The organism is Edaphovirga cremea (assembly GCF_003332275.1).
Classification (GTDB): Bacteria; Pseudomonadota; Gammaproteobacteria; order Enterobacterales; family Enterobacteriaceae; genus Edaphovirga; species Edaphovirga cremea.
Genome location: NZ_QOVA01000008.1, coordinates 144,268 through 158,858 on the forward strand (window position 1 = coordinate 144,268; position 14,591 = coordinate 158,858).

The following is a 14,591-nucleotide window of genomic DNA, read 5'->3' on the forward strand; positions in this document are numbered from 1 at the left end:
AGTTGAGGTTATTAAATTATCTATCCTCTCTAGAGAATAAATGATCAAATACACCATTCCTTACATTAATTTCTGCTTTTTTAATTTTTTCTTGTTAGAGTTTTTTATCATCATTAAAAACATCGGCTGTATTCCCCCGTGATCGGGGGAGCCGTCAACATCCTTGAGTGAATATTTATGTATTCGATGGCTTTACGGGCTTCGGATACTTCCACAGCCAGCGACCACTGGCCATGCGCCAATAGAAAAACAGCGCGCGGACGATCCAGTCAAGACACATGCCCAGCCAAATGCCGACAACACCAAATCCCAACACAATGCCCAATATATATCCGAATACAATGCGGCATCCCCACATCCCTAACATCGATACCCACATGGTGAATCGCGCATCGCGAGCGCCTTTCAAACATGCCGGCAAGACCCAGGATGCAGCCCAGAAAGGCATGAATGCGGCATTTAACCAGACGAGCGTTTTCACCACTTCAATAACGTCTTCCTCGCGGGTGTAAAACGACGCAAAGAGACCCGCAAAGGGAACGGATATAAAAGCAAGCACGCACAACCCGATGGTGGACAACCAGAATATATACCTGAGTAAACGCTCAGACTGCCCGATTTGCCCTTTCCCCAGGCGAGTACCAACAATGATGGTTAACGCCGAACCCAGCGAATTCCCGGGTAAATTGATCAGTGAAACGATCGAAAAAGCGATAAAATTCCCCGCTATAACGTTGGTGCCCATTCCTGCCACGAAAATTTGCGTCAACAGTTTTCCGCCATTAAACAGAACCGATTCAATGCTGGCCGGAATGCCAATGCTTAAAACCTCCCTCAGTATGTTGGTGTTCAGCCGAGTGAAATAACTTTTAAGCGAAATTTTTAGCGCCGGATTGAAGCCAATCATTAACACGTAAATGACCGCTGCCGCGCCAATGTAGCGGGAAATCGTCAGCCCGAGCCCAGCACCAACAAAACCCAAACCGTGCCACGAAAAGCAACCATAGATCAGTACGCTGCTAATCGCGATATTCAGGATGTTCATCCCACCATTGATTAGCATGGGGATTTTAGTATTGCCCGCCCCGCGCAGGGCTCCGCATCCAATCAGCGCGATCGCTGCGGCTGGATAGCTCCATATGGTTACCCGCAAATAACTTAATGCCAGCCTCCTCACCTCCGGTGATGCATTGCCCGCTATCAAATTAATGATCGTTTGCCCGGAAAGCTCAATAGCCAGTGCGAGCGCAACTGAAAAGAGGGTCATCAATACCAAAGACTGGCGGGCAGCAGCACGCGCCCTTTCTCGGTTGAGTTTCCCCAGACTAAATGCCACCACCACCGTGGTACCAAGATCAATCGCCGCAAAAAATGAGATGACGACCATATTAAAGCTGTCCGCCAGCCCTACGCCAGCCATCGCCTCTTTACCTAACCAACTCACAAGGAATGTGCTCAGGACGCCCATCAACAGAACACACATATTTTCGAAGAAGATGGGTACAGCCAATGGGGTAATTTCGCGCCAGAAAAGTACCCGATAGGAATGACGCTTCTGATACCACGGCGTACGCGCGATAGCGTGGTGCAGAGAGACTCTGAGGTTTTGCAAGATGGTTCCAGCTTGTGAAAAACGAGAAGTGACTTAAATCAGGATGATAAGAGATGCGCAACTATGCAAAGTTTTTTGTAGAGAATAGCACGCCCAGCAACCTGACTTCTTATGGTGGTGAGCTGTGTTATTATCTCCGCCCTGTAACTAAATATGTCATACCCTAACTTAGGGATACGAGGTCTGGTCAAATGGAAGGGATTTCCGGGATAGCAAGCAAGAATTTCTTCCGGGACAGTGCATGGTACAAAAAACGACGTTCTAACCGAGTTCTATTCTGGCGTGAAATCAGCCCTCTTGCGGTACCGATTTTCGTTGAAGGGCTATGCGTCGTTTTAATGGGGGTTTTCAGCACACTGCTAGTGAGCTGGTTGGGTAAAGAATCCATGGCGGCAGTGGGACTCGCAGACAGTTTCAATATGTTGGTGGGTGCATTTTTCATGTCGGTAGCCCTGGGAACATCGGTGGTTGTCGCCTTCAGTCTAGGTCAGCGAAACCGAAAACAGGCCAGATCGGCATCAAGGCAATCAATATCGATGTTGGTTCTGGTTTCTTTTCTGCTGGTGCTGCTGGTTGAGTTTTTTGGTGAGGGGATCATTGATCTCATCGCGTTCCAGGCCGATGAACCGGTCAAAATAATGGCCCTGATCTATCTCCAGATTACCGTTTGGGCCTATCCAGCAATGGCGATAACGCTGGTGGGATGTGCTGCATTACGGGGAGCAGGTAACACCAAGATTCCGATGTTCATCAATATCGGTATGAACATCCTTAATATTGCGATCAGTTACCTCCTTATTTACGGCTGTCTGGGATGGGAAGGAATGGGTTTTATCGGTGCTGCAATTGGCATTGCGATTTCCCGCTATATAGGCGCACTCATCATCATTCTGGTGTTGATGAGCGGCGTTAAAAATGCGCTAAGGATCCCACTCAAAGCCTATTTCTCCCCCTTCACCCCCGCTATTCTTCTGGAGGTGTTAAGTATTGGGATCCCCGCCAGTATTGAGTCTGTGATGTTCAGTATCGGCAAATTGATTACCCAACGTTTTGTTGCGGGCATGGGAACCGAGATCATTGCGGGAAACTTTATCGCATTTTCGATCGTGGCGCTGATCAACCTGCCAGGAAATGCCTTGGGTTCGACGTCGACGATTATTATCGGTACCCGCTTGGGTAAAGGTCAGCTCCTGCAGGCAATCCGCCAGATAAAGCATATCTTTTGGCTTTCCAATGTTGGTGTCTGTTTTGTGGCTTTCCTTTCCATTCCGACCGCAGGATTTCTGGCTTCCCTGTATACCGACGAGCCCGGAGTGATAAGGATTGTTAAGCACCTGATATGGCTCAATGCGCTGTTTACACCGGTCTGGGCTGCGGCTTGGGTGCTGCCTGCAGGACTGAAAGGGGCAAAAGATGCCCGTTATACCATGTGGGTTGCGCTGGCTGGCATGTGGGGATGTCGCGTGGTTGTAGGTTATGTTCTCGGCGTGATGCTGGGATTTGGTGTTATTGGCGTCTGGATGGGAATGTTTGCTGACTGGATCGTGCGCGGCATCCTGTTTTATCGACGAATGGCCACGGGTCGTTGGCTATGGCGTTATCGCCCTGAAAAGCAGACGTAACGTTCCAGAGTTTCAGGATATCCCCCGACACCGTGTTGCCGGGGGAATCCAAACTCAATGTTCAGCGATAAGTACTTCGAGCAGATCGATCTCCTGAACAATCTTGGCCATTGTCTCGTCACTCACTTCCTGTTTAGCTCTCAATTGGTAGATAGCAGCCCGTTTGGCATTGAGTGCAGCAAGGGTAAACGCACGTTCCAACTTTTCACGTTGGTGATTAATCTCCTCAGTGATACTTTCATCTTCGCCGCGCCGCAGATAACCAATCACCCGCGCCCCCGTCTCCAGAATGATATCGTTATCGATATTTTCCGTGCTGTCAGTGAGCAGGCGTTCCTGCTTCTTCTGTACGGTAACAATGGCTACTTTGGCCATGAACATCCGCGCCGCTTTCTCCTCTTTTTGCAGTTTATCGCTGATGATCGTGACGTTCTTACCCAGTAACAGCGGCAACAAAACCACGCCGCAAAGCAATGAAAACACGATCACCCCTGCGGCGAGGAAAACCAATTGATAACGTGCGGGGAAAAGTTCACCGTCAGGAAGTAACAGAGGAATTGAGAGCACGCCCGCCAAAGTAATCGCACCACGCACGCCAGCAAATGTCGCTACCAGTAAGTCGCGGGTACTGTAATGGGCAAAAATCATCGGATGTTTGCTTTTCACTTTAAGGCTGTATTGACGCATCACCCACAACCAGCTGAATCGTAAAAACATCAAGGCACAATAGATCCAGATGATATCCAGAACCAAATACCAGGTCTCAACCGTGGGATCGATTTCAGCACGCGTAAAGGATTCAGCTACGATCTCGGGTAATTGCAACCCCAGGATCAGGAACACCATGCCATTGAAAATATACTCAAGCATCGACCAGGTACTTCGCGCTTTCAGACGCAAACGTAACGGCGCGTGATGCACGACACCGATACTACTCATGGTTAATCCAGCAGCTACTGCCGCCAAAATACCAGATAATCCCGCATGCTCGGCCACCAAATAGACAATGAAAGGCAGCAATAACATCAACACGATTTGAATCGACGGCTCATCCTGTGCATAGCGGCTAATCAACAAAAGGATTTTGCCATAGAGCCAGGTAATCGCGACACCAACGACTATTCCCCCCAATGCGACCCAGAAGAATTCAATCGTTGCGCCATGGATGCTGAACTCCATCGTGCCCATGGTAATAGCAATAGCAAATTTCAGAGCGACCAGACCCGAAGCATCATTCATCAATGCCTCACCTTCCAGTATCTCCTGTATGTTCTTGTGTATTTTGCCCTTACCCACGATCCCCAACAGCGCTACAGCATCAGTCGGCGACAATACCGCCGCAAGTGCAAATGCTGCAATAAGAGGGATGTTCGGCAATATCATATGAATGACATAGCCGACCCCAAAAATCGTGATGAGTACGAGTATCAAGGCAAGCCCGACGATCTCACGGCCATGCTTAATGAAATCTTTGGTCTGTATGCGTGAACTTTCCGAGAACAGTAATGGGGGAATAAACAATAACAGGAACAGTTCAGGATTGAATTCAACGTGAAGGCCAAAAATAGGCATCGCCAGCAGCGTGCCTGCAGCTATCTGCATTAAAGGTAATGGGATATTGAAGGGAGCGATGCGTGTAATAATGCTTGATAAAGATACGACCAAAGCTAAGACCAAGATAGTTAACAATATATCCATATATTCCCCTCAAAGTTATTCATTAAATTAACAACAAATGCATCAGCAAGAGACAGCACCATCCATATAGCGGTCACTTAGTAAACCAAGCTTACTAATATACACCGTAAATACTTTCTAAGCCGTGCTAATCATTCAGAATAGCAATATTTTTCATACAGTTTCGCACGTTTACCTGGTATGAGTTGTGGCTTAAATGTTAAAGATAAAGACTCACTGGCTGTCCGGCTGGCGACATCAGAAACGTAGATAAGAATGCTCTCAAACGTCCTGGCTGATGTTCACCTCTTCAAAGAAAATTTGCCGAGTGGTTTGTTAGCCACTCCATAGCAAAAAAACAATAAATGTAAGTGCTCACTTACCATTCGGAGAGATAAATGCTTTCGATCTTTGAGAACAAAACAAAAAGGATCATGGATATCAAAGTGCAGGCGTTTCGTTTTTTTTACTGAAGGTGACTTTTCGTTTGTTGGCTTTTGAGGACTAATGTGGAGTAATTTCCTGCGCGGTGATTGGGCAAAAAAGGAGTGAACTGTTCCAAATCCGCGAGACGCTACGCAAAGTTACCCACAGAAACGGGGGATAACCCTGTGAATGATTATTGCGTAGACATCAGGGATAAAATGAATTCCTTTAAAAATCAATTAGGTATTTTTTGCAGGCGTTCTTTTCTTCCGTGCGGTGATTTCCGCCATTGTTTCCTTCATCCCCGCTTTGTCGCCAATTACCTTGTACCAGTCGACCAGTTTTCGAAGATCGGTCAGCGCCAATTTCTCATCAACGTCGTAAGCATCTAATTTGGTGCGATATTCGGCGAAGATCTCTATGCAGCGACGCGCCCACTTTCCTTCGAGATCCGAACCTGCAACCACTTTAGGGCGGCGTGGCAGCCTTGGGCGAAGCGGTTTGCTGGCTTCGGGACAGGATTCATCAATGTAAGAAAACTGGATGGCAATAACCGTTCTGCCCTTTTTAACGGGCTCCCATATCACAGAGATATCCGTATTGGCATTTATACGGTTAATGGTTGGCTCCAACAGTTTCTGGCGAAAATCGCGGTAATCTTCATATTTACCCGTCAGGCCCGCCTTCTCTCTCATCCATTCCAGTTCCAGGGTAACTTCAATCGCTTTACCGGAACGGCGTCCATAGAGATTTTTTGCTTTAATCAACCAACCATACAGCCGGACTGAGAATGGCGTATCCAGCTTGGCGATATTGGCAAAATTGAGTTTGGTGAATGACTCTTTTAACTCATACAGATAAGGCGCAACGTCCTGCCCGAAACGAAGTACAACCGCGCTATGCTCATCATTACTGACATATTCCAGGCGGGAGAACCAAGAGAGCTGCACAGTGCGGATCTTTCCCGTCTTGATATCAGGTTTGTAGATCGTTACAGGTTTTTTCATCAGACTCTCTGCAGCTTCACGCAATTGGCGATGGCTACTCGTCGGATTCACACCATAGATCCGCTGATAATCATTCGGGTAAAGGAGGTACAAGGCATCGGGTTGAGGTTTCCTGCTATCAATTTGTGCCAAAGCGAGGTTCAGTAAACGCATCTCATCGAGCGTGACGCTATATGCACCCTCCAAAAGGTCGTTACCTTGAACAACGGTAAGTTTATTGAGTTCCATGTAGCAGGATCCATAGGTGGAATGAGTTTTAATTATTCCACATAAAAAATATGAAGGTAAAGCAAAAATGTTATCAAATAAGTTATTGATTAATATACATTAAAAAGGAAAATGAAAAAATAGGAACAGGAAATTTCTCCACATATGCTTTTTCCTGGTCAATCTGACCCGCCTTTTCGCCTTATTGAAACGTATACATTAAACAGATAATTACTCCACATAAGCAGAAGAACGCCTCGTAAAAGTGACATCGTCACTTCTTTGATTTCAATCACTTTATTTTGGCTTGGCAGGAAATTTCTCCACATATGATAAATGTGGATCAGCGCATCTTTTTAGGCTGTCACAGCATATTCAAAGCTAAAAACATTGAACATTTTTTCGAAAAATTATTCATAAATATATGTTTTCAATGAATTTTGATCTTCCATCACTACATAAAATCCTTCCACATAGGGGTTATTCAGGCCAGCATTGTCTTGCGGCATCCACTCCACCTTCCCTACTATAGATACAGGAAATCATTCCACACATAAGATAAGTCGAAAACGGGTAGCGCTTCTCGCTCTAATCAAGGGAACTCAGCCCATCAACTGTGAATTTTTAAGATCCTTACTTCGTACCGCCCTATCCGTTCAGGAAATCATTCCACATTAAAGGTGATCGCAAGGTACAGGAAATTACTCCACATAAGAGGTGACAGTGTCCTTTTTTGCCTCCCCCTGACCATAAAAAGACAAACAGGAAATCACTCCACATATGCGAAGTCCCAATGATAGGAAATCATTCCACATGTAGATTCAGCATATGACGAATAAGAATTATGTATATGATTTATAATAATTTTAATCTTGAAATCGCAACAGGAAATTACTCCACATTTGACTATCCTGGACATTGCAACATGCAGGTTGGCTGACGCAAAAAATGCGTAACAGGAAATCCTTCCACGTTAGTAAAATCAGTATTGGGTATGAGATTGGTTAATTTATCGGAAGAATGAGTGCTTTGGACAATAGGGAGTAACAGGAAATTGCTCCACATATCGCATAAGTGATGGCGTGACGGTGTCACATTTTTTGCACTTGCAGATTTTAGCTGTTTCTAGCGTGTTTATTACTACAGGAAATCTTTCCACGTTTAATCGGGATCAGGATCACAAAAGAAGTGAAAAGAGAGTTATCGGAGGATCCAGAGCAGGTGGAGATCAATATGTTATCCACAGGAAAAGTCTCCACATTCATAACGTTTTGATAATGCTAAAGTTACCCACAGGAAAAAACTCTACATTTCTCAGGAAATCATTCCACTTAGTTCAGGAAATATATCCACATTCATCAGGAAATCACTCCACAAATTTTCTTGTAATATCTTGAAAATTAACAGAAAAAACCCCCCTTAAAGGTTTAAAGATCTTAAACTTAAAAAGAAACAAAGGATCTATTTTTGATCTTTGGATCCAAATACAGATCAACTCCCTTTCCCCTCCCCTGAATTTGACGCTAATATCAACAAAACCTCTTATCCTGCAATTGTTTACTGACGACATCTACTAACTGTTTTCCCACGAAGTACCGAGATCCAGCCGGATCGCATTGATGGCAGGATCCAAAAAGCGGATCGGTTGAACCTATCTCAGATGCGATCCTTTCCACGGAGGGTCTACTCACTTTTTTTCATTGTTGACTAGCCAGGCTTCAATCAGTTCTGTTAGAACATCTTTCATTTCACGGTCTTGCAGAAAACATGACGTTTTAAAGCGTTTGTGGAGATCTTCATCAATGTTGGTTTGAAGCTTTTTCATTGCCACTGGGGGTTTTGAAACAGCATCAAGCGCTGAAGACAACTGTTTGTGAGTACCAAGCTTCATTTTCATTTCAATAACTCCAGGATTTCATTAGTCATGATTTCAATTTCACCCCTGGCATTGCCGTCAGTCGTATCGAACACTGTGCCGCCATCAAGCATTGTTCTGATGTAAATCTGCCGCTGTGTTGTTCCTGTTCTCAAAGCAGGAACACCGGTATCGGCAATTGAGTCTTTCAGCACCGACAGCATTTTTGCAGAAGCGACTTTTTTCGTAATGAGAAAGCGGGCAATCACAGGCTGTAAGTTTTCACGTGCTTCTACGACCGCCAGAATCGCACCACAGGCCGCAAAGTCCAAAGGTGATGGAGTAACAGGGATAAGCACCAAATCGCTCACCATGACCGCTGCGGAAGAAATAGCGGATATCGCTGCTGCTCCGTCGATTACGACGAAATCATATTCTTTAAGTTGCTTACGTACTGTATAGACTTCTTTTTCGGAAGCTGCTTCAGCCAGATCAAAGAGACACTTCCCTTCTTCGTACCAGTTGCTGATGCTGCCTTGTGGGTCGGTATCAACCATTACAACCTTGTGTCCCTTGCGCGCAAGGCATGTTGCAATATTGATTGATGTTGTTGTTTTACCTACCCCGCCTTTACCGTTCAGAAAAGAAATAATCTTGGTTGCCATGGAGGACACCTCGCGAATCTTAGGATTCTAGGATTGTGAAATTATTAAATCCTATAATTATAGGATTACTGAATCTCGCTACTATACCATTGAAAAAAGAGAGTTCAATGCATATGATTATAAAATCATATAATCTCAGGATTCTGGGATTTGGCTTTGCGCGACGTTTTCATACCACGACTAACCTGCGATGAGTGCTACTCGTAGGTAAAAGAATCGAGATATATTGCGACAAGTTGCTGGCATAGGGATCGAAAGGAAAACCCTGGCGGATGTCGTTCTGCTGATGGTTTCTTCAATCCAGAAGGTCATCCCTGCTTTCCTGCCTATCCCGAACTCCCGTCGGCATTTCTTGTCGTCTCAGTTCACGGCTCCCGTCGTTATGTTTATACAGCAGCAAGTTTTGCCGATCAGATAGCATTCTTCTTGCAACAGACCGGATGATAATTGATGATTTCGCGTGGTGTTATTCAGACGCTCTCACTGCTTTTCAAGAAGGAGAAATTTGCATAATTCTCTGGTAAAAAGTGAGTTAAGCCCCCTGCCCTTCTAATCATTCTGGTTTTATTATGATTAAGTAATTGAATACCATTGAGTTATATTAAATTTCCATGATGCTCGAATTACAAGATTACAAGATTACAAGATTACAAGATTACAAGATTAGGCATGTGCTAATCCTTGAATCTTGTGATTTCATAATCCTGTGATTACGTAATTATAAAATCTTCCTACTACTTTAATTGCATAATCTTGGGATAGTACAATCACAGGATTCTAATTTTGTTTTTTACTAACCCATGAGTCCATGAGCTCATTCTCATCACATGGGGATTGTAGAATCACAGGGTTATAGAATCCTATAATCTCAACATCCTGACATCTCCCAATCTTTAGATTGTGTCGTGTCGTTATTCAAAGCCACCACTTCTTGCATCCTAAGAGCCTGGAATCACAAGATGTTGAGATGTTGAGATGTTGAGATGTTGAGATGTTGAGATGTTGAGATGGTGGCGCGTCGGCTATTTATTCGAGGTGTTGTGACATGATTTGTAAAAAATACTTGTTTATCAACTATATATTCAAAATGCTAGGATTAAAGGATTAAAGGATTAAAGGATTAAAGGATTAAAGGATTAAAGGATTAAAGGATTAAAGGATTAAAGGATTTTGTAATCCTGAGATTTCAAAATTATCACATAGCCCAACTGGCCTTGAACAGAAGACTTGCAAAAACGTTTGACACGGCATTCGATCGCAGGAACGCTTGCTCCCAAGCTCCCAAGCTCCCAAGCTCCCAAGCTCCCAAGCTCCCAAGCTCCCAAGCTCCCAAGCTCCCAAGCTCCCAAGCTCCCAAGCTCCCAAGCTCCCAAGATACAAAGATACAAAGATACAAAGATACAAAGATACAAAGATACAAAGATACAAAGATACAAAGATACAAAGATACAAAGATACAAAGATACAAAGATTTCAGGATTATATAATCCCATGATTCTTTTGTTATGTATTGAAATTGCTGTAATTATTGAGTTGCCATACGTGATTCTATAATCCTAAGATTTCAAGATTTCAAGATTTCAAGATTTCAAGATTTCAAGATTTCAAGATTTCAAGATTTCAAGATTTTAGCACCCCCTATATCTTCACTGAAAAAAAACCATACTGAACAAGATATCTGCTGCATGAAGGGTAGGGCGGGTATTAGACTTTGCTGAAAATGAATCAAGCGGTATCCTACTCATGACATTTAATTATTGGATTTTATTGTTGAGGCAAAAATGATTATAAAACCGCGTATACGTGGCTTCATCTGTGTTACGGCACACCCTGCTGGTTGCGAAGCCAACGTTAAGAAGCAGATAGACTACGTCAAAGAAAATGGAAAAATCACGTCAGGACCTAAAAAGGTTTTGGTCATTGGAGCCTCAACGGGATACGGCCTTGCAGCTCGAATCACAGCGGCCTTTGGTTGTGATGCTGATACGCTGGGCGTCTTTTTTGAACGTGCTGGCGAAGAGAACAAACCTGCCACAGCCGGTTGGTATAACTCAGCGGCCTTCGAAAAATTTGCCAAATCAGAAGGTCTGTACGCCAAAAGCATCAATGGCGATGCTTTTTCAGATGAGCTCAAAAAGAAGACAATTGAAATCATCAAGCGTGATATGGGCAAGGTTGATCTCGTGGTGTATAGCCTGGCATCACCAAGACGCACACATCCGAAAACGGGTGAGGTCTTTAACTCAACGTTAAAACCTATCGGCAAAGAGATCAGCATCCGTGGTCTGGATACTGACAAAGAAGTTATCAAAGACTCGGTTCTGCAACCTGCGACGCAGGAAGAGATTAACAGTACTGTCGCCGTTATGGGCGGTGAAGATTGGCAGATGTGGATTGATGCGCTGCTTGATGCAGATGTATTGGCTGAAGGTGCCAAGACCACGGCATTCACTTATCTTGGTGAAAAAATCACCCACGACATCTATTGGAACGGTTCGATTGGTGCGGCCAAAAAAGACCTCGATAAAAGAGTTCTCACCATTCGCGACCGCTTAAATGCAAAGGGTGGTGACGCTCGGGTTTCTGTATTGAAAGCTGTTGTTACCCAGGCCAGCTCTGCTATTCCCATGATGCCGTTGTATCTTTCCCTGTTATTTAAAGTGATGAAAGAGCAAGGAACCCACGAAGGGTGTATTGAGCAGGTGTACGGTCTCTACAAAGAAAGTCTCTATGGCAGTGCACCGTTAATAGATGAAGAGGGCCGCTTGCGCGCAGATTACAAAGAGCTTGATACGCAAATTCAAAATAGCGTTCAGCAACTTTGGGATAAAGTGAACAACGAAAATCTCTATGAAATAACGGATTTCGCTGGCTACAAGAAAGAGTTTTTGCACTTGTTCGGATTCGGCATTGAAGGTGTCGATTACGAGGCTGATGTAGCCGCTAACGTAGAGATCCCTGAACTCGTCCAGCTTTAAAGATAGCTATCTACGCGGTGCGATCGACTTTAGCGAAGATTAATGTAAGAAGGAGTTATCGACAGAATGAGTTATTCAGATAAAAAGGAAGAATTTTCGCTTTCAGGAGATATCGTCGAACTTCAGCCACTGCACCGTGAGCACGCGCCAGGTTTGCTGGAAGCTGCCGCAGACGGTTCGTTGTGGAATCTGAAGGTAACCGCGATACCCGGGCCAGAAACAGTGGAACAGTATATTTCCACTGCTCTGGCCGCGAGAGCGAGCGGTACCGTGATACCTTTTGTCATTATCCAACGCGAAAGTGGTCGCATCGTAGGTAGCACGCGTTTTTGGAAGGTCGATCGCATCAATCGAAAACTGGAAATAGGGCACACGTGGCTGAGTGAATCGGTGCAGCGCTCTGGCATCAACACTGAAATGAAGTATTTGCTCTTGATGCATGCGTTTGAAGTGATGGATTGCATTCGCGTTCAATTCACCACAGATGAGCTGAATGAAAAATCCAGGGCAGCAATATTGCGCATCGGCGCTAAACAGGAAGGGATTGTTCGCCATGAACGCATCATGCCGGATGGCAGAAAGCGCAATTCAGTTCGCTTCAGTATCATCGATACAGAATGGCCCGACGTGAAAAAATCGTTGCAGGCCAAATTAACTAACCGTGCTCCTCAAAAGCATGGAAGTTGGGAGGGTCGTCTGTCAGAAACTCTTTAACTCCTTACCTCATTGAGAATGTATTACACACCATGAAGCGTTTCGCTTAACGAAAGTCGCTGTGTTTGCGGCCAATACTCAATTTTTTATCGTACATAACTCCATTAAGCTGTGACTTATCTGTCACTGATAGATGTTAAATACAGAATTTAGTGTTTTATGTAATCCATCGGTGTCGATGCCATTAAATCTGTAATATTGTATATTAAGTCAACTATTCTTGGATAGAACACGATATGATGGATTTAAGCCTCAGTAAGCCAAGCGAAATTGTTAAACTCCTTTGTGATCGACTACGTAAGGAGCGCCTGTTACAGCAGATGACGCAGGCTGAAGTCGCTGCGCGGGCTGGTATCGGAGTGAACACCGTGTCCAATCTTGAATCCGGACGGAATGTGGGATTCGATAATGTCGTAAGAGTGGCGATGGTGCTTGGACGGGTCAAAGAGCTTGAAGAGCTATTCAAACCAAAGGTAGACACTCTGGATGACATTCTTCGTTATGAGGAAAGCGCCAAGCGTCAGCGTGTAAAAAAGAAGACCCATAATGCCTAATAAAGTCGATGTCTATTACGAAGGTTGGGGAGAACATTGGAAATGGGGGACATTGATGTCCTCAACCGCACTCACCGGTCGCCCACTCATCATGTTTGAATACAGTGATGAAGCGATACGGCAAGGGATCGAATTGTCCTCATTCAGATTACCTTTGCGTGGCCCCAAGTTACGCAGAGACTTTCCTTCTCATCAGCTAGGGCTTCCAGGGCCGGTTTATGATGCGCTCCCTGATGGGTGGGGCATGCTGCTGATGGATCGCTTATTTAAGCAGCGGGGTCTTAATGCTGCACGAATCGGTCCGTTGGAACGATTGACCTATGTCGGAGCCAATGCGATGGGGGCGATGTCATTCCAGCCCGCGGAACCCGAAGCATCCCCCCCGCAAAAGGATATTCCTCTCAACCAGTTAGCCTCAGAAGTTCAGGAGGTGCTTGATGGTGAGGGGGGCGAGTTTTTGCAAAGGCTGATACAAATTGGCGGCTCTCCCCAGGGCGCCAGACCAAAAGCCCTACTTTGTCGAGATCCTCAATCAGGGAAATTCACGACAAAATCTGTAGCCGGTTTCGAAAACTGGTTAATCAAGTTTCCGGCTCGACAAGAGCATCCGGAAGTTTGTGCGATCGAGGCTGTATATGCGCAATGCTTGCGGGACTGCAATATCCAAACCCCAGACACGCAATATTTTAGTTTGCCCAACGGGCAGGCAGCATTCGCCACAAAACGTTTCGATCGACATAGGGGTATGAGGGTTCCCATGCAAAGCCTCGCGGCTTTCACCAGCGCGGATTACCAGTCTCCTGGGGCTCTCGATTACAGCAATTTTTTGCGCGCGACACAGATGTGTACTAACGACGTGCGTGAGAAGTCACTGGCATTTGAACGGATCGTCTTTAACATCGCTTTCAACAACCGCGACGATCACCCCAAAAATTTCTCGTACCTCATGTCATCTGCTGGCCAATGGAAACTGGCACCAGCCTACGACGTTACCTATTGTGAAGGCCCTGGGGGCTATCATCAGATGGACGTGATGGGGGAAGCGCTGGAAATCAGACGAAAACACATCATGTCCCTAGGGGAAGAGGAGACGGAACTTACAGTTCAACAGATAGCCTCCATCATTGAGAGAATCTGCGATGTCGCCGCCAGCTTTTCATTAAAGGCGGAAGGGATGTTCCGAAAGCAGATCTCAGGTGCAACACTCCGTACTATTCAGGAACGTATCGACACCAACATCAAAGGGCTTATTGCAAAAAATCAGATGAGGTAAT

At 45.1% G+C, this 14,591-nt stretch carries 10 protein-coding genes; 5 read left to right on the plus strand and 5 right to left on the minus strand.

Annotated features, from left to right (window positions below):
* Nucleotides 1-175: 175 nt before the first annotated feature.
* Nucleotides 176-1,612, minus strand: a complete 1,437-nt coding sequence (locus DRI82_RS13235; protein ID WP_114194389.1) for an EmmdR/YeeO family multidrug/toxin efflux MATE transporter — start codon at nucleotides 1,610-1,612, stop codon at nucleotides 176-178.
* Nucleotides 1,613-1,803: 191 nt separating this feature from the next.
* On the opposite strand from DRI82_RS13235, the gene DRI82_RS13240 reads away from it, so the two are divergent.
* A complete protein-coding gene (locus DRI82_RS13240; RefSeq protein WP_114194390.1) occupies nucleotides 1,804-3,234 on the plus strand; it encodes an EmmdR/YeeO family multidrug/toxin efflux MATE transporter in 1,431 nt (476 codons plus the stop codon).
* A gap of 54 nt (nucleotides 3,235-3,288) precedes the next feature.
* Here the strand turns inward: DRI82_RS13240 and DRI82_RS13245 are convergent, their stop codons facing one another.
* The 4 genes from DRI82_RS13245 to DRI82_RS13260 form a co-directional block, all read right to left on the minus strand.
* The gene (locus DRI82_RS13245) at nucleotides 3,289-4,932 is read right to left on the minus strand and encodes a Na+/H+ antiporter (protein WP_114194391.1); all 1,644 of its coding nucleotides are present in this window, start codon (nucleotides 4,930-4,932) and stop codon (nucleotides 3,289-3,291) included.
* 644 nt (nucleotides 4,933-5,576) lie between these two features.
* Nucleotides 5,577-6,572, minus strand: coding sequence for a replication initiation protein (locus tag DRI82_RS13250; RefSeq protein WP_114194392.1), 996 nt, complete (start codon nucleotides 6,570-6,572; stop codon nucleotides 5,577-5,579).
* Nucleotides 6,573-8,238: 1,666 nt separating this feature from the next.
* Nucleotides 8,239-8,448: a plasmid partition protein ParG gene (locus DRI82_RS13255; RefSeq protein WP_114194393.1), complete on the minus strand. Its 210-nt coding sequence runs from the start codon at nucleotides 8,446-8,448 to the stop codon at nucleotides 8,239-8,241.
* The gene (locus DRI82_RS13260) at nucleotides 8,445-9,071 is read right to left on the minus strand and encodes an AAA family ATPase (protein ID WP_114194394.1); all 627 of its coding nucleotides are present in this window, start codon (nucleotides 9,069-9,071) and stop codon (nucleotides 8,445-8,447) included. The genes DRI82_RS13255 and DRI82_RS13260 overlap by 4 nt, the downstream gene beginning before the upstream one ends.
* Before the next feature lie 1,781 nt (nucleotides 9,072-10,852).
* Here DRI82_RS13260 and fabV point away from each other — a divergent pair.
* The 4 genes from fabV (at nucleotide 10,853) to DRI82_RS13285 (ending at nucleotide 14,590) form a co-directional block, all read left to right on the plus strand.
* A complete protein-coding gene (fabV, locus tag DRI82_RS13270) occupies nucleotides 10,853-12,049 on the plus strand; it encodes an enoyl-ACP reductase FabV (protein ID WP_114194453.1) in 1,197 nt (398 codons plus the stop codon).
* Between the two features lie 66 nt (nucleotides 12,050-12,115).
* Complete coding sequence (locus DRI82_RS13275) at nucleotides 12,116-12,763, plus strand: GNAT family N-acetyltransferase (protein ID WP_114194396.1); 648 nt, start codon at nucleotides 12,116-12,118, stop codon at nucleotides 12,761-12,763.
* 239 nt (nucleotides 12,764-13,002) lie between these two features.
* Nucleotides 13,003-13,317: a helix-turn-helix domain-containing protein gene (locus DRI82_RS13280; protein WP_211317664.1), complete on the plus strand. Its 315-nt coding sequence runs from the start codon at nucleotides 13,003-13,005 to the stop codon at nucleotides 13,315-13,317.
* On the plus strand, nucleotides 13,310-14,590 hold the full coding sequence (locus tag DRI82_RS13285) for a type II toxin-antitoxin system HipA family toxin (RefSeq protein ID WP_114194398.1): 1,281 nt from the start codon (nucleotides 13,310-13,312) through the stop codon (nucleotides 14,588-14,590). Before DRI82_RS13280 ends, DRI82_RS13285 begins: the two co-directional genes overlap by 8 nt.
* Nucleotide 14,591: the final 1 nt, after the last annotated feature.